We start from the raw sequence: 16,923 nt of genomic DNA on the forward strand, positions 1-16,923 counted from the left end.
GTAACTTCATAAGTGGTTCGCTATTATTCACGCCGCTTTCAAAGGAGATGGTGATGGCTCTCAGACGCCCAATGGTCGCCGGCAACTGGAAAATGAATGGCAACGCGCAGTTAGCGCAAGAGCTATTCAAAAAGTTCGCCGCTAAGCTACATAACGACGCTGTGGAAGTTGTACTGTGTCCACCGACGGTTTACCTGGAAAGCGTAAGGCAGCAAATGGAAGCCAATAAAGACGCGCTTAACGGCTCTATTGTGCGCATGGGTGCGCAAAATTTGAGTCAGCACGATTTTGGTGCCTATACCGGAGAAATCTCGGGTGCGATGTTAAGTGAAGTGGGTTGTCGTTATGTGATTATCGGGCATTCCGAGCGTCGCAGGATGTACGGCGAAACCAGTAACATCGTTGCAGATAAATTTGCTGCTGCTCAAAAGCATGGCCTGACACCAATACTCTGTGTGGGTGAATCAGGACCCGCCCGTGAAGCAAGACGAACCTTTGAAGTCATTGCTGAAGAGCTGGATGTGGTGATCGAAAAGAATGGCACCATGGCTTTTGATAACGCAATTATTGCCTATGAGCCACTGTGGGCCGTAGGTACCGGGAAGAGTGCAACGCCAGAACAGGCGCAAGAAGTTCATGCGTTTATTCGTAAGCGACTTTCCGAGGTTTCTCCATTCATTGGAGAAAACATCCGCATTCTCTATGGTGGCAGTGTTACACCAACAAATGCTGCGGATTTATTCGCACAGCCAGATGTGGATGGTGGACTAATAGGTGGTGCCAGTTTAAACTCTACCGAATTTTTGAGTTTATGTACCATAGCGATGAGCGCATAAGTTATGTATGAAGTTCTGATAGTTGTTTACTTGTTGGTAGCGTTGGGATTGGTCTTTTTAATCTTGATCCAGCAAGGTAAAGGCGCTGACATGGGCGCATCTTTTGGTGCCGGTGCTTCAGCAACGCTGTTTGGATCCTCTGGTTCAGGCAATTTCCTGACCCGATCTACAGCAGTATTGGCGATAATTTTCTTTATCCTGAGTCTGGTGATTGGCAACATGAGTGCTAACCACAGCAAACAGGAAGATTCTTGGAAGAATCTTGGTACTACTGAGCAAACTCAGCAAGCACCACAACCAGAAAATCAAGCGCCAAAATCAGAGAATAAAATTCCTGATTAATAGAATTCGCCGGGGTGGTGAAATTGGTAGACGCGCAGCCTTGAGGTGGCTGTGACCTAACGGTCGTGCGGGTTCAAGTCCCGCCCTCGGCACCATTCATATAGCCAGGAAAAGACATTAATATTCCTGAGTTATTGCAAGTTGAAGGTCGAATCAGTAAACTTGCTGCAATTGACGCGGGGTGGAGCAGCCTGGTAGCTCGTCGGGCTCATAACCCGAAGGTCGTCGGTTCAAATCCGGCCCCCGCAACCAGTTCCCGGTATTGAATTTTTCAAGAAATCAGTACTGAATTACAGGTAATAAAATAAGAAGAACCTCGTAGTAAACGGGGTTTTTTGTTATCTGGGATGTAGTATTTTGCTGCCTATAAAGGTGGTGTGATATCGGGGCTCTATGGCCCTTTTTTTGTTTTCAGGAGTGTAATTTGGCAACTTTAGAGTCAAAACTCGAAGAGATGTTAAAGCCGACCATCGAAGCGCTGGGATACCAGTTGTGGGGGATTGAATTTGTCAACGCTGGCAAACATTCAACACTGCGCTTATTCATCGACAGCGAGCAAGGCATTAATGTTGAAGACTGTGCTAATGCCAGTCGACAGGTAAGCTCGTTATTGGATGTTGAAGATCCCATTGCTTCAGAATATACACTGGAAGTATCTTCCCCTGGCTTAGATCGGCCACTGTTCACTGCTGAACAGTACCAGATGTATACCGGTGAAGAGGTAAAAGTTCAGCTGACTATGCCGGTAGCGGGTAGTCGCAATTTGAAAGGTACCGTATTACGGGTAGAGGGACAGATGATCGCCCTCGACGTGTCCGGTAGTGAATTGACGATTGCCTTGGATAACATCCGTAAGGGCAATTTAATTGCAAAGTTTTGATGGATTCAAGGTGAACGAGGCAAGACGATGAATAAAGATATTTTGCTGGTCGCTGAAGCGGTGTCCAATGAAAAAGCCGTACCCCGTGAGAAGATTTTCGAAGCCTTGGAAATTGCGCTGGCTACTGCTACTAAAAAGAAATATGAAGGCGATATTGATGTGCGTGTAGCCATCGATCGCAAAACAGGTGATTACGAGACTTTCCGTCGCTGGCTGGTTATCGACAACCAAGGTCAAGCGCTGGAAAACCCGTATCGCGAGATTACGCTGGAAGCTGCGCAATTCGAAAACCCGGAAATCCAAGCCGGTGATTATGTTGAAGATGAGATTGAATCAGTGCAGTTCGATCGCATCACTACCCAGACGGCTAAACAAGTGATCGTGCAGAAAGTACGTGAAGCTGAACGTGCCCAGGTGGTGGAACAGTTCCTCGATAAAGAGGGCGAACTAGTGACCGGCGTGGTGAAAAAATCCAACCGCGACAGCGTGATTGTCGATCTGGGTAGCAATGCCGATGGCGTATTGTATAAAGAAGATTTGATCCCACGTGAAACCTTCCGTCCAGGCGATCGTGTGCGTTCGTTGCTGTATGCCGTGCGTCCAGAGGCACGAGGTGCTCAGCTATTTTTGACGCGTTCTAAGCCGGAAATGTTGATCGAGCTTTTCCGCGTCGAAGTTCCTGAAATTGCAGACGAAATGATCGAAGTGATGGGCGCCGCACGTGACCCAGGTTCACGTGCCAAGATTGCGGTTAAATCTAACGACCGCCGTATCGATCCTATCGGCGCTTGCGTTGGGATGCGTGGCGCTCGTGTGCAGGCCGTGACCAATGAATTAGGTGGTGAGCGTATTGATATCGTGCTGTGGGACGATAATCCAGCACAATTTGTTATCAACGCTATGGCCCCCGCCGATGTGTCTTCCATCATTGTTGATGAAGATAAACATGCAATGGATATTGCTGTTGAAGCAGATAGCCTGGCACAAGCCATCGGTCGTAACGGTCAAAACGTGCGTCTGGCCACTCAGCTGACCGGCTGGGAGCTCAACGTTATGACTGTTGCAGAGATGCACGCTAAACATCAGGCTGAAAGTGCCAAGGTGACACACTTGTTCATGAATGCGTTACACGTGGACGAAGATTTTGCCCAAGTACTGGCTGATGAAGGATTTGCAACGCTGGAAGAGGTCGCCTATGTACCGACTTCCGAATTGTTATCCATTGAAGGGTTTGATGAAGATATTGTCAATGCGCTGAGAGAACGCGCCAAAGCGGCTTTGTCTACCCGGGCGCTGGCTTCTGAGGAAGCTCTGGATGGCGCACAACCGAGTGAAGAGTTACTGGAATTGTCCGGTATGGATCGTCATACCGCATTTATTCTTGCCAGCAAAGGCATTGTGACTCTTGAAGATTTAGCCGAACAAGGCGTAGATGATTTGATCGAAATTGAGCAAATGACAGAAGAGAAAGCAGGTGAGCTTATCATGGCGGCCCGCAACATCTGTTGGTTTGGCGATGAAGAGTAAGTCGATCAACAGGGGGAAGTAACTGATGGCAGAAACTACTGTAGAAAAGCTGGCCACGGAAGTCGGAAAAGATGTTGATCGACTGATCGAACAATTTTCCAAAGCCGGTATGAAAAAAAAGCGCAATGATCGCGTGACCGAATCGGAAAAACATCAATTGCTGGAATATTTGAAACAGCAACATGGCCTGGAAGGGGCTCCTGCGCGTATGACTCTGCAGCGTAAAACTGTGTCTACATTGAGTGTTTCCGGCACCGGTGGCCAGTCTAAAGATGTGAAAGTTGAAGTGCGTAAAAAACGCACTTTCGTGAAACGTGATCCAGCCGAATTAGCTCGTCAGGCTGAAGCGGAAGCCGAAGCTAAGGCAAAAGCTGAAGCCGAAGCGGCAGAGAAAGCGAAGGCCGAAGCCGAGGCGAAAGCTAAAGCTGCCCAAGCAGACGCTGAAGCCAAGGCAAAAGCGAAGGCAAAAGCTGAAGCCGCTGCAAAAGCAAAGGCGGAAGCCGCTGTTGTCGAAGCTGACAAAGACGACGTTGCTAAGGCTAAGAGAGAATTAACGCCGGAAGAGGCGGCTGCGGCAGAAGCTGCGCGCGTGGAAGCTGCTCGATTGAAAGCGGTTCAGGACGCAGCCGTGCGTCGTAAAGCGGATGAAGAAGCTGCGAAAGCGGCTGCAGAAGCGCGTCGTTTGGCTGAAGAGAATGAAAAGCGTTGGGCCGACGAAGAACGCCAGCGTGTGGAAGCCGAGACTCGTAACGATCATCATATCACCACCTCTAAAGTGGCCCGTGCCGCAGAAGATACCAGTGATATGGACGAAGAACGTTCTGGTCGTCGCAACCGTCATAAGCACTCTGGCAAGAAACGTTCAAAAGAAGAACGCCTAAGCCGGGACGGTGGCAAAGAACGTGTATTGCGTTCAAAAGCGCCACAGTCTATGAAGCATGGCTTTAATAAGCCAGTGGTTGCGGTTAACCGTGACGTACGTATTGGTGAAACCATTACGGTTGCCGATCTGGCTCAGCGCATGGCAGTGAAAGCCGCTGAAATCATCAAAATGATGATGAAGATGGGCTCTATGGTGACCATTAACCAGGTACTCGATCAGGAAACTGCCCAACTGGTTGCTGAAGAGATGGGCCATAAAGTTATCCTGGTGCGTGAAAACGAACTGGAACATGAAGTGCTGGCTGATCGCGATGGCGAAGATGTTAAAGTTGAGCCTCGTGCCCCGGTTGTGACCATCATGGGCCACGTTGACCATGGTAAAACTTCTTTGCTGGACTACATCCGCCGCACCAAAGTGGCAGCGGGCGAAGCCGGTGGTATTACCCAGCACATCGGTGCTTACCATGTGCAGACTGACAACGGCATGATCACTTTCCTGGATACTCCCGGACACGCCGCCTTTACCGCAATGCGTGCTCGTGGTGCTCAGGCTACTGATATTGTGATCCTGGTTGTTGCTGCAGATGACGGCGTGATGCCTCAGACCATTGAAGCTATTCAGCATGCTAAAGCCGGTGGTGTACCACTGATTGTGGCAGTCAACAAGATTGATAAGCCTGAAGCCGATGTGGAACGCGTGAAGAGCGAATTGTCGCAGTATGGCGTAATGTCCGAAGAATGGGGCGGCGAAAACATGTTTGTTTACGTGTCTGCCAAGACCGGACAAGGTGTTGAAGAGTTGCTGGAAACCATTCTGCTGGAAGCTGAAGTTCTGGAACTGACCGCTGTCAGAGACGGTATGGCCGCTGGTGTGGTTATCGAATCCAAACTGGATAAGGGCCGCGGTCCTGTCGCGACGGTATTGGTTCAGGAAGGTACGCTGCATCAAGGCGATATCGTACTCTGTGGTCTGGAATACGGTAAAGTTCGCGCCATGAAAGATGAAGACGGTAATAGTATCACTGAAGCTGGCCCATCTATCCCGGTAGAAATTCTCGGTCTGTCAGGTGTGCCATCTGCAGGTGACGAAGCAACTGTTGTTAAAGATGAGCGTAAGGCTCGCGAAGTGGCGCTGTATCGTCAGGGTAAATTCCGTGAAGTGAAACTGGCGCGTCAGCAGAAGGCGAAACTGGAAAACATGTTCGCCAACATGACTGAAGGCGAAGTTCAGGAACTGAATATCGTACTGAAGGCGGACGTTCAAGGTTCTCTGGAAGCGATTTCTGACTCTTTGACCAAACTGTCTACCGATGAAGTGAAAGTGAACATCATCGCTAGCGGTGTGGGTGCCCTGACCGAAACTGATGCGACTTTGGCTGCTGCGTCTAACGCGATTATGGTGGGCTTCAACGTCCGTGCCGATTCTCAGGCACGTAAGACCATCGAAAGCGAAAGTGTTGATCTGCGCTACTATAGCGTGATCTACGACCTGATCGACGAAGTGAAAGCCGCGATGAGTGGTATGCTGGCTCCTGAGTTCAAGCAGCAGATCATCGGTATGGCGGAAGTTCGCGATGTGTTCAAGTCTCCTAAACTCGGCGCTATCGCGGGTTGTATGGTGACAGAAGGTCTGGTGAAGCGCAGTGCGCCTATCCGTGTGCTGCGTGACAACGTAGTGATTTACGAAGGTGAACTGGAGTCATTGCGTCGCTTTAAAGACGACGTCGCTGAAGTACGCTCAGGTACTGAATGTGGTATCGGGGTGAAGAACTATAATGATGTTCGCGTAGGCGACCAGATCGAAGTGTTCGAAACTGTCGAAGTAGCCCGAACTCTGTAACGGTGACTGCGACGAAAAGGGCGGCTTCGGCCGCCTTTATTGATTTTGGGGGAATATTACAATGGCAAGAGAATTCAGCCGTACCCGACGCATAGCACAGCAGCTGCAACAGGAACTGGCGTTTGTGTTGCAACGCGACATGAAAGATCCTCGGATAGGCATGGTGACTGTCAATGATGTCGACGTGTCACGCGATCTCAGTTTCGCTAAGGTATATGTCACCTTGTTTGAGGAAGACCCTGAACGTATCCAGGAAAAAATGGCGGCGCTGACCAAGGCGGCACCTTATGTCCGCACCCTGGTGGCCGGCAGAATGCAGTTGCGGGTGATGCCGGAGTTACGTTTCGTGTATGACAAATCACTGGTTGAAGGTATGCGGATGTCCAACCTGGTTACTCAGGTGATTAACAGCGACAAGGCAAAGCACGAGCAATTTGACCATGATGATGAAGCGCCAGCGGACGAGGAAAACAACTGATGGCAAAACGACCTAAGGGCCGTTTCGTGGATGGCGTTGTGTTGCTGGATAAACCCACCGGCATGAGCTCCAACCACGCCTTACAGAGAGTGAAGCGGATTTATAACGCCGTTAAGGCCGGGCACACTGGAGCACTGGATCCACTGGCTACCGGGATGTTGCCGATCTGTTTGGGAGAGGCGACCAAGTTTTCTCAGCATCTTCTGGATGCGGATAAACGCTATCTGGTGACCGCTAAACTCGGCGTTCGTACTGATACCAGTGATGCCGATGGTGAAGTGGTCAGTCAGCGACCATTGGCTTTCAGTGCAGTGCAGTTGGACGCGGCGCTGGATCACTTTCGCGGCGATACCATGCAGGTGCCTTCAATGTTTTCGGCACTTAAGTATCAAGGGCAACCGCTATATAAGTATGCCCGCGAGGGCAAAGATGTTTCCAGAGAAGCCCGTCCCATCACCGTTTATGAACTGAAGTTCATAGCGCTGAATGACGATGAACTGACGCTGGAAATTCATTGTTCCAAAGGCACATATATCCGGACCATTATTGACGACTTGGGCGAAATGCTGGGTTGTGGCGCGCATGTGATTATGCTGCGGCGGCTGCAGGTCGGCCGTTACCCTACTGAACGCATGGTGACGTTGGAACAACTGCAACAGCTGTTAGATGATGCCATCGCGCAGAATATTGTGCCGTCCCAGTTATTAGATCCATTGTTGTTACCCGCAGATGCCGCCGTAGCTGACCTGGAAGAATGTAATGTCCCGGAAGCGTTGGGGGCATATTTGCTCAATGGTAATCCCGTGCGAGCCAATGGCCTGAAACCTGGAGAGTTAGTGCGGATTACGCTGGGAGAGGCGCATCGTTTCATTGGTGTAGGCATCATGAATGATGATGGTTTATTGGCACCTAAGCGGTTGATGGTCATGCACGAAAACTCTATCGACTGAGCTTGCGCTGCTAGGGCTAACAGGTTATTATTCTGCGCCCTTGGCTGAGTTAGTGATCGGCTAAGGTAATTTGATTAAATATTTGGAGAGACTCATGTCACTAAGTACTGAAAAGAAAGCTGAAATCCTGGCTGAATTTGGCCGTGGCGAAAACGATACTGGTTCACCAGAAGTTCAGGTTGCCCTGCTGACTGCCCAGATTAACCATCTGCAGGATCACTTCAAAGAACATGCTAAAGATCACCACTCTCGCCGTGGTCTGTTGCGTATGGTTAGCTCTCGCCGTAAGCTGCTGAGCTACCTGCAGAAGAAAGATGCAGAGCGTTATGCTGCTCTGATCCAGAAACTGGGTCTGCGTCGCTAATCAGTTTCTCGTCAAAAACGGAGGCATATGCCTCCTTTTTTGATCCAGCTAATTTTACCGTCGGATTTAATTACAGCCCTACCAAGCTGTGCTGGGCAACCACATAGCGCTTTTCAAATTCGTCGAGTGGCAAGGGTTCGCTGAAGTAATAGCCTTGACCTATCGAACACCCATTATTTTCTAACCACGCGAGTTGTTGACGATTTTCAATCCCCTCCGCAATAATTTGCAAATTAAGCTGTTTGCCTAAGGTGAGAATGGTCGAGGCAATTGCCCCGTTACCGGGCAATTCCGAGATAAAGGCGCGATCAATTTTGAGCGTTGTGAGTGGTAGTCTTCGCAGGTAAGACAGCGATGAATATCCGGTGCCAAAATCGTCTACCGCAATGCCAAACCCTGCGGTCTTCAATTGTTGTAGCTTTACGATGGCCTGTTCCACATCATTCATAAATGATGTTTCGGTAATTTCAATCTCCAGACACTCAGGCTTAACCTGATAACGCATTGCAGTACGTTTGATATGGGAAATGAGGCCTGCATCCGTAAACTGCTTGGTTGAGACATTACAGGCAATCGTGGTTTGAAAATTATAATGTTTCTGCCAGTGATTGAGTGTCTTACAACTCTGTTCTATCACCCATTCGCCAATGGCGATAATAATGCCCGTTTCTTCCGCGATGGGAATAAAAGCCATCGGACTGACCAACTTGTCGCCCCGTTGCCAGCGGATGAGCGCTTCGCAGCCAATCAGTTGGCCGCTTTTTAAATCCAACTGCGGTTGGAAATACAGCAAAAACTCATTATTTTTGATGGCTTCATGTAATGAGGCTTCTGTACGTAGACGGGTCACCGCGCGTTCAGTCATCTGTTGTTTGAAAAATGCCCATTTATTCGAGCCGGCCGCTTTGGCGCTGTACATGGCGATATCAGCATGGCGGATCAGATCTTCTGCGGTTTCCCCATCGTCTGGATAAAAGGAAATGCCGACCGAGGCCGCCGGATGAACAGAATGTTCACCCAATTTAATCGGGACTTTCAGCTGTTCTAACAATTTTTCTACGAAATCAGCGACCTGTGTGGGCGAATGCAGATCTTCAGTAACAATGACAAACTCATCACCCCCCAGGCGTACCACTAAGCCATTGTTAGCCACAATCTTTTTTAACAACATGGCTATCCGGATCAGAAATTGATCGCCTAGTGAGTGGCCAAGCGAATCATTGATATTTTTGAAACGGTCCAAGTCAATGAACAGCAGTGCCAGATTATTTTTCCGGATACTCGCGCGCTGAATTGCCACGGAGAGCGTTTCCAGTAATAAGGTCCGGTTTGGCAACCCTGTCAGGGCGTCCCGTGTGGCCAATTTTCGAAGTTTGGCCTGGGTTTTTCCGAACTGCACTAAGATCTGATTGAATTTCGAGGCAAGCAATCCAATTTCATCATCATTGTGATTACTGATCACTGGCAGTAGATTTTCTGAAGGTGACTCTGGATCGATGCGGTCTATCGCTTCACCGATCCTGGCAATCGGTTTGGTCAAAAATCGGTGAAACAATAACGAAAGCACTAGCGTAATGAATAATGAGCGGGCGAGGGTGGCCGTAAAACTGAGTTTCAGTTGAGCAATCAACCCGGCGGTTAGTGCGCGGGGGTTATAGTTAATTTGAATATTGCCAATCAACTGTGGCTTCTTGTCATTTTCCGGATACAGCGGTTGGTAGAGTGGGCGGCTGATTTGCCTGAACTCGCCAAATAATTTCAAACTGATTGCCGAAAAAAGATCATCGGGGAGTGATACGGTATTTCCAGCACTGACAAACGTTTTGCCATCTTCTAACGAGATAGTCGCTGAGCTGACATATTCGATTTTTAACAGACCTTCTAGTGTCTGCTTGGCAAGATTTTCATCTAATGACCACACCGCGTTTTCTAGCGGTTGTTCGACAGAATCAAGTACTTCTTTTTGACTGTGTGTAAGTGATTCTCTTTCGGAAGATGCCACCATGAGGATTTCAACGATGAAGATGGCAACGGCAAAAAATAGCGCAGTGAAAACGACTAGGTTCGTTTGTTTCCAAGTGAGTGACCTGAAACGTCTGGCCTGCATCCGCTTCTTCCTTTGCTCCCGAGTGCTTCTGCGAAGGCTACTTCGGTTGTCGGTGGTATAGGAATAGTGTTAGTTCACAACAGCATATTTTACAGAACGAACGCTAGTTTCCCTACTGTATGGAAAAGTTGTTGTTTTGTCATCCAGTTATGCTCTTTATCTGCACAACTGCTTTGCAGTATACTTACGCGCGAATTCAAGGTTATTGAAATTAAGGAATGGGTCACGTGAATCCAATAGTAAAAAGTTTTAAATATGGTCAACATACAGTCTCTCTGGAAACAGGCGTAATCGCTCGTCAGGCCGATGGTGCCGTTCTGGCTAGCATGGGCGATACCACCGTTCTGGTAACCGTAGTCGGTAAGAAAGAATCAGACCCAAGCCGTGACTTCTTTCCTCTTACTGTCAACTATCAGGAAAAAACTTATGCTGCCGGTAAAATCCCTGGCGGCTTCTTCAAGCGTGAAGGTCGTCCTTCTGAAGATGAAACCCTGATTGCCCGTCTGATTGACCGTCCTATCCGTCCACTGTTCCCTGATGGTTTCACTAATGAAGTGCAGGTCATCATCACAGTGGTTTCTGTCGATCCGCAGATTGATCCAGATATCATCTCTATGATTGGTACTTCTGCTGCATTGGCGATTTCCGGTATTCCATTCAATGGTCCTCTGGGCTCTGCTCGTGTGGGTTACATTAATGGTGAATACGTACTGAACCCAAGCGTTGCTGATTTGGATAACAGCGAACTGGATTTGGTGGTTGCCGGGACCAAAAATGCAGTATTGATGGTGGAATCTGAAGCGAAGATCCTGCCGGAAGAAGTGATGCTGGGGGCAGTTGTTTATGGTCATGAACAGCAGCAGGTAGTTATCGACGCGATTGCTGAATTCCAGAAGGAAGCCGGTAAGCCACGTTGGGACTGGACTGCACCAGTGAAGAATGAATCACTGGCTGATAAGGTCAAAGCCATTGCTGAAGCGGACTTTACTGAAGCCTACCAGATCACTGCTAAGCAGGAACGTTATCAAGCTGTTGCTGACATCAAGAAAGCCGCTGTAGAAAAACTGTTGGCGGAAGATCCGCAGTTAGATGCCACAGAAATTGATAATCTGTTGGGTAGCCTGGAAAAACGCGTTGTACGTAGCCGTATTTTGAAAGGGTTGCCACGCATAGACGGTCGTGAACCAGATATGGTACGTGCCCTGAGTGTTATGGCTGGCGTTCTGCCTCGTACTCACGGTAGCGCGTTGTTTACTCGTGGTGAAACTCAGGCGCTGGTCACTTGTACTCTCGGTACTGAACGTGATGCTCAGAAAGTGGATTCTCTGCTGGGTGAGCGTACTAAACGTTTCATGCTGCACTACAACTTCCCACCATTCTCTGTGGGTGAAACCGGTCTGGTTGGCTCACCAAAACGCCGCGAAATCGGTCATGGTAAGTTGGCTTGGCGTGGTGTCAATGCAGTGATGCCATCAGAAGCTGAATTCCCATACAGTGTTCGTGTGGTATCTGAAATTACCGAATCAAACGGTTCCAGCTCTATGGCCTCTGTCTGTGGTAGTTCTCTGGCGCTGATGGATGCGGGTGTACCAATCAAAACTTCTGTTGCCGGTATCGCTATGGGCTTGGTAAAAGAAGGTGATGACTTTGTGGTACTGTCTGACATTCTGGGTGATGAAGATCATCTGGGCGACATGGACTTCAAAGTGGCTGGTACTCGTGACGGTGTTACTGCACTGCAGATGGACATCAAAATTGAAGGTATCACCAAAGAGATCATGGAGATCGCTTTGCAGCAGGCCTATGGCGCTCGTGTGCACATTCTGAATGTTATGGATCAGGCGATTAATAAAGCTCGTCCAGATATTTCTGATCATGCGCCACGTATCACTACCATCAAGATCAACCCAGAGAAAATCCGTGAAGTTATCGGTAAAGGCGGCGCCACTATTCGTGCACTGACTGAAGAAACCGGTACCACCATTGAACTGGAAGATGACGGTACTGTTAAGATCGCCTCTACTAACGCTGACGCCACTAAAGAAGCTATCCGTCGTATTGAAGAGATCACCTCTGAAGTGGAAGTCGGTCGTATCTACAAGGGTAAAGTTATTCGCATCGTTGATTTCGGTGCCTTTGTAAACATCCTGCCTGGTAAAGATGGTCTGGTACACATTTCGCAAATCGCTGAAGAGCGCGTAGCGAATGTTTCTGATTATCTGCAATTGAATCAGGAAGTCACTGTCAAAGTGATGGAAGTAGATCGTCAGGGTCGTGTACGTCTGTCTATCAAAGAAGCACAGCAAGCTGCTGCCGCTGATTCTGCTGAATAATCGGCTAATGACAGTGTAAAGGAGATCTTCGGATCTCCTTTTTATTTGCCTGCTGTCCCGTCCTGAAATACGTTGACATAAAGAGGACTTCTTTATGGCGACATCAACTAACTCAAGCCGTAAGCGCACGCAACGTGATTACACCTTAGCCTTTAAATTAGGTATCGTAGAGCGTGTCGAAAAAGGCGAGATGACGTACAAACAAGCCCAGAAGCGCTTTGGCATTCAGGGCAAGACAACCGTACTCGTTTGGCTCAGAAAGCATGGTAGACTCGATTGGTCGAAACCTTTTCAGCATCCCCTTATGCCACATTCAAAAGAAACCCCAGCACAAACTATCAAACGCCTTGAGCGTGAGTTAGCCGAAGAGAAACTGCGTAACCAAATCCTCAATGGTATGGTCGATATCATGGATAATGAATACGGAGCTGGTTTAAGAAAAAAGTACTTATCCGGTATGTCTGGCAAGCCAAAGCCAAAAGCGAAATAAACCTGGCAGCCGCATGTCGTGCTGTCGGTATTTCAAGGCAAGGTGTTTACCAGGCAGTTGCCCGGATGAATAGTCGGAGAACGGAATTATCGGTCATCAAAGACTCCGTACAATACTGGCGTAAATATATGCCGCGATTGGGCACACGCAAGCTCTACACATTGATAAAACCTATGCTGATTGAACAGGATATCAAACTCGGACGGGATGGATTCTTTACCTATTTGAGAAATGAGGGCTTGCTGGTTAAACCCAAGAGAAGTTACACCAAAACGACGTTTAGCAAGCACTGGATGAAGAAGCATCCTAACCTGCTGAAAGCAGACGGGCTGCATGATGCAGAGCATGTACTGGTCAGCGATATCACCTATCTTGAGTCAGACCAAGGCGTGCACTATTTGTCACTGGTTACCGATGCCGTATCACGCAAGATAGTCGGTCATCACTTGAGTACAGACATGAAAGCAGACAGCGTGGTGAAAGCGCTGAAAATGGCGGTTAGGGATAAGCGCTATATCGCTAATGCAGTGCATCACTCAGACCGGGGAGCGCAATATTGCGCAGCCGTTTATCAGGATGAACTGATAGCGAACCATATTCAGCCGTCAATGACAGACGGTTATGATTGCTATCAAAATGCACTAGCGGAAAGAGTCAATGGCATACTGAAGCAAGAGTTTTTCCTGTATCGATGTAAAACGCTGGAAGAGCTGAAGATACTTGTTCGAGAATCGATAGCGATATATAACGAAATGAGACCGCACCTGAGTTTAGATATGGCAACACCCAATCAGGTGCACAATAGAAAAGGCCAGCTACGGGAGCTGGCCTAAAAACTGTCAACCTATCTTAGGACGGGACATGCAGTTTTTTTATACCGTAGGGTAAGTTGGCTGATGGCAGTGATTGACCTCTGTTGCTATGATGAACAGCGCATTGGAATAAAGAAGGACTTTTGCATGAAATTTAATTTGCGGGCTGCCGTATTCTGTATTGTGGCTGTTGGCAGTCTCATGAACGGTGGTTGTGCTACAACTTCAGCAGCGGATAACCAGGGACAGTTGCTCGTGGCGCCGTTATTACCCGATTACAAAATGGAAATAGCACTGGCTAAACTGAATGAGATTATTTCCAATGCCAAACTCACTCAGGAACAGCTGGCGCGCTTTCATTACGATCGCGGCGTGATTTACGATCGGTTGGGGCTGCGCATCATGGCGCGAATTGATTTTCATGAAGCATTGAAACTGCAACCTGATCTGGCCGACGCTTATAACTTTATTGGGATTTATTACACCCAGGAAGGCGAGTTTGATTCGGCTTATGAGGCCTTTGATTCCGCGTTAGAACTCGCGCCTGACTACGATTATGCCTATCTTAACCGCGGCCTGGCACTGTATTACGGTGACCGACCTAAGCTGGCCGTGGATGATATGACTGCATTTTTGCAAAAAGATCCCACCGATGGTTATCGGGCATTATGGCTTTATTTGGCTCAATACCAGGTTGATCCCAAGCAGGCGCTGGCGTCACTACAGCTCAATCGCAGTAAATTGCACGACGAGGCCTGGTCCACCGTGTTAGTGGATTATGTGTTGGGTAAAGCTTCTGATAAACAAGTCTTTGCGTTGGCCAAACGTGGACTGAAAGGGCCTTCTGAATATGCTGAGCGGTTGTGTGAAGCTTATTTTTATCTGGCAAAAGTGGCCGAAGAACAGCAACAGAATGACAAAGCCGCCAACTATCTGCGCTTAGCGCTGGCAACCAATATCTATGATTTTGTCGAACACCGTTACGCCCGGGTTGAGTTGGCATTGTTGGCAAATAAGATGGACAGCCAAAAAGATACGTCTAAGTAATTTAACGCATTCAGGCGGCAGAATTCGTTGCCGCCTATCACTCGTCTCACAGCTTTTGCCGGAGTTTCGGCTTTGCACGTTGTTTATCCTGTCAAGATCATAGAAAATAGCCGCCTTTAAGATTGGTTATCCGCGTCCGGCCCTACTTTTAATATGTGGTGAACCGGCGCTATTTACGCAGAAGATAGTTCCCATGTCGAATAAGCTTATCCAGCAGGAAGTCGGTAAACGCCGCACTTTCGCCATTATTTCGCACCCCGACGCCGGTAAAACCACCATTACCGAAAAGGTGTTGCTGCACGGACATCTGATCCAACAGGCGGGCACCGTAAAAGGTCGCGGCTCAGGTCAGCATGCTAAATCTGACTGGATGGAGATGGAAAAAGAACGTGGGATCTCGGTGACGACCTCGGTAATGCAGTTCCCTTATAACGACTGTTTGGTGAACCTGCTGGATACTCCTGGGCATGAAGACTTCTCTGAAGATACCTATCGTACATTGACCGCAGTTGATTCCTGTTTGATGGTCATCGATGCCGCTAAAGGTGTGGAAGACCGTACCCGTAAGTTGATGGAAGTGACCCGCTTGCGCGATACGCCAATCATAACCTTCATGAACAAACTCGACCGTGATATTCGTGACCCGATGGAGCTGCTTGATGAAGTAGAGAACGAGCTCAATATCATGTGTGCACCGATCAGTTGGCCGATTGGTTGCGGCAAGTCGTTTAAAGGTGTTTATCACCTGCATCGTGATGAAACCATTCTGTATCAGAGTGGCCATGGCCATATGATCCAGGAAGTACGCATCATTAAAGGTCTGGATAACCCAGAACTGGATACGGCTGTCGGCAGCGACTTAGCACAGCAGCTGCGTGAAGAACTGGAACTCCTGCTGGGTGCATCTAATGAGTTTGATGAAGAGTTGTTCCTCAGTGGTGAGCTGACACCGGTATTTTTCGGGACTGCGTTGGGTAACTTCGGGGTAGATCATATGTTGGATGGTTTGACCCAGTGGGCTCCTGCCCCTAAACCACGTCAAAGCAGCGAACGTATGGTGGTAGCTACCGAAGACAACTTTTCAGGTTTCGTTTTTAAAATTCAGGCCAATATGGATCCTAAGCATCGCGACCGTATCGCGTTCTTGCGGGTGGTCTCCGGACAATACACGCAAGGGATGAAGATGAAGCACGTGCGCATTGGCAAAACCGTGAGTATCTCTGATGCGGTAACCTTTATGGCGGGTGACCGTGAGCGTGCAGAGGAAGCGTTTGCCGGTGATATTATCGGGTTACACAACCACGGGACTATTCAGATTGGCGATACCTTTACTCAGGGCGAAGATCTGAAATTTACCGGAATTCCTAATTTTGCCCCAGAAATGTTCCGTCGTATCCGCCTCAAAGATCCATTAAAGCAGAAGCAGCTGTTGAAAGGTTTAGTGCAGTTATCAGAAGAAGGTGCGGTTCAGGTTTTCCGACCACTGGATAATAACGATCTTATTGTAGGCGCGGTTGGGGTCCTGCAGTTTGAAGTGGTGGTTGCGCGGTTGAAATCAGAATACAACGTTGAAGCAATTTATGAAGCGGTAAACGTTGCCACCGCCCGCTGGGTATATTGCAACGATGCCAAGAAGCTCGATGAGTTTCAGCGTAAATGTTCGTTGAACCTGGCGTTGGATGGTGGTGACAACCTCACCTACATTGCACCAACGATGGTGAATCTCAACCTGTCGATGGAACGCTATCCCGACATTGAATTTGCTAAAACCCGAGAACACTGATAAAAGGCGGAGTAATACTCCGCTTTTTTATTGAACGATTGAAAGGGATGGCAATATGAATAAACTGCTTTCGCTCATTACCAGAGGCTGGCAAAAATATACCTCCTGGTGCGATAAGATGGGGCTGACTGAAAACAGCCAACGCTGCTGTATGCCACGTTTGCAAGATCCGCCGCTTGAGAAAAAACCGCTTACAAAAGACACCGGCAAATCATCGTAGCTAACGCTGTCGTTGCTGTGATTTTTTGCCGA

Annotated in this window: 14 protein-coding genes and 2 tRNA genes; 15 read left to right on the top strand and 1 reads right to left on the bottom strand. The window is 48.4% G+C overall.

The genetic code is table 11. From position 1 onward, the window contains the following. The first annotated feature begins 53 nt into the window (after nt 1-53). The 10 genes from tpiA to rpsO all read left to right on the top strand — a co-directional run bounded on the left by tpiA (nt 54) and on the right by rpsO (nt 8,099). The gene (gene tpiA / locus KDN34_RS03980) at nt 54-836 is read left to right on the top strand and encodes a triose-phosphate isomerase (protein ID WP_212595635.1); all 783 of its coding nucleotides are present in this window, start codon (nt 54-56) and stop codon (nt 834-836) included. 3 nt (nt 837-839) lie between these two features. Continuing rightward, entirely contained in the window at nt 840-1,178 is a 339-nt protein-coding gene (gene secG / locus KDN34_RS03985) for a preprotein translocase subunit SecG (protein WP_212595636.1), read from the top strand. A gap of 8 nt (nt 1,179-1,186) precedes the next feature. After that, a tRNA-Leu gene (locus tag KDN34_RS03990) sits at nt 1,187-1,273 on the top strand. An 80-nt stretch (nt 1,274-1,353) separates the two neighbouring features. Continuing rightward, a tRNA-Met gene (locus tag KDN34_RS03995) sits at nt 1,354-1,430 on the top strand. Between the two features lie 172 nt (nt 1,431-1,602). Then, entirely contained in the window at nt 1,603-2,058 is a 456-nt protein-coding gene (gene rimP / locus KDN34_RS04000) for a ribosome maturation factor RimP (protein WP_212595637.1), read from the top strand. A gap of 27 nt (nt 2,059-2,085) precedes the next feature. Next, a complete protein-coding gene (gene nusA / locus KDN34_RS04005; RefSeq protein WP_212595638.1) occupies nt 2,086-3,585 on the top strand; it encodes a transcription termination factor NusA in 1,500 nt (499 codons plus the stop codon). Nucleotides 3,586-3,610: 25 nt separating this feature from the next. Next, entirely contained in the window at nt 3,611-6,307 is a 2,697-nt protein-coding gene (infB, locus tag KDN34_RS04010) for a translation initiation factor IF-2 (RefSeq protein ID WP_212595639.1), read from the top strand. 61 nt (nt 6,308-6,368) lie between these two features. Next, nucleotides 6,369-6,785 (top strand): 30S ribosome-binding factor RbfA, encoded by a 417-nt coding sequence (rbfA, locus tag KDN34_RS04015; RefSeq protein ID WP_212595640.1) that lies wholly within the window; start codon nt 6,369-6,371, stop codon nt 6,783-6,785. Beyond that, entirely contained in the window at nt 6,785-7,735 is a 951-nt protein-coding gene (gene truB / locus KDN34_RS04020; protein ID WP_212595641.1) for a tRNA pseudouridine(55) synthase TruB, read from the top strand. Before rbfA ends, truB begins: the two co-directional genes overlap by 1 nt. A 94-nt stretch (nt 7,736-7,829) precedes the next feature. Continuing rightward, nucleotides 7,830-8,099 carry a 30S ribosomal protein S15 gene (gene rpsO, locus KDN34_RS04025; RefSeq protein WP_212595642.1) on the top strand — a complete coding sequence of 90 codons (270 nt, stop codon included), beginning with the start codon at nt 7,830-7,832 and terminating at the stop codon, nt 8,097-8,099. Between the two features lie 70 nt (nt 8,100-8,169). Here the strand turns inward: rpsO and KDN34_RS04030 are convergent, their stop codons facing one another. Continuing rightward, the gene (locus KDN34_RS04030; RefSeq protein WP_212595643.1) at nt 8,170-10,206 is read right to left on the bottom strand and encodes an EAL domain-containing protein; all 2,037 of its coding nucleotides are present in this window, start codon (nt 10,204-10,206) and stop codon (nt 8,170-8,172) included. A gap of 227 nt (nt 10,207-10,433) precedes the next feature. On the opposite strand from KDN34_RS04030, the gene pnp reads away from it, so the two are divergent. From pnp to KDN34_RS04055, 5 genes are all read left to right on the top strand, one after another. Then, nucleotides 10,434-12,539, top strand: coding sequence for a polyribonucleotide nucleotidyltransferase (pnp, locus tag KDN34_RS04035; RefSeq protein ID WP_212595644.1), 2,106 nt, complete (start codon nt 10,434-10,436; stop codon nt 12,537-12,539). Nucleotides 12,540-12,633: 94 nt separating this feature from the next. Further along, nucleotides 12,634-13,862, top strand: a protein-coding gene (locus tag KDN34_RS04040; protein ID WP_212594558.1) for an IS3 family transposase whose coding sequence is annotated in 2 segments (ribosomal slippage) — nt 12,634-12,985 and nt 12,985-13,862 — 1,230 coding nt in all. Because the reading frame shifts where the segments join, the coding sequence is not laid out codon by codon here. A gap of 126 nt (nt 13,863-13,988) precedes the next feature. Further along, the gene (nlpI, locus tag KDN34_RS04045) at nt 13,989-14,888 is read left to right on the top strand and encodes a lipoprotein NlpI (protein WP_212595645.1); all 900 of its coding nucleotides are present in this window, start codon (nt 13,989-13,991) and stop codon (nt 14,886-14,888) included. 193 nt (nt 14,889-15,081) lie between these two features. Next, a complete protein-coding gene (gene prfC, locus KDN34_RS04050) occupies nt 15,082-16,671 on the top strand; it encodes a peptide chain release factor 3 (RefSeq protein WP_212595646.1) in 1,590 nt (529 codons plus the stop codon). Between the two features lie 55 nt (nt 16,672-16,726). Next, nucleotides 16,727-16,891, top strand: coding sequence for a hypothetical protein (locus tag KDN34_RS04055; protein ID WP_212595647.1), 165 nt, complete (start codon nt 16,727-16,729; stop codon nt 16,889-16,891). Nucleotides 16,892-16,923 lie beyond the last annotated feature (32 nt).

The sequence above is a fragment of the Shewanella yunxiaonensis genome (assembly GCF_018223345.1).
Lineage (GTDB): Bacteria > Pseudomonadota > Gammaproteobacteria > Enterobacterales > Shewanellaceae > Shewanella > Shewanella yunxiaonensis.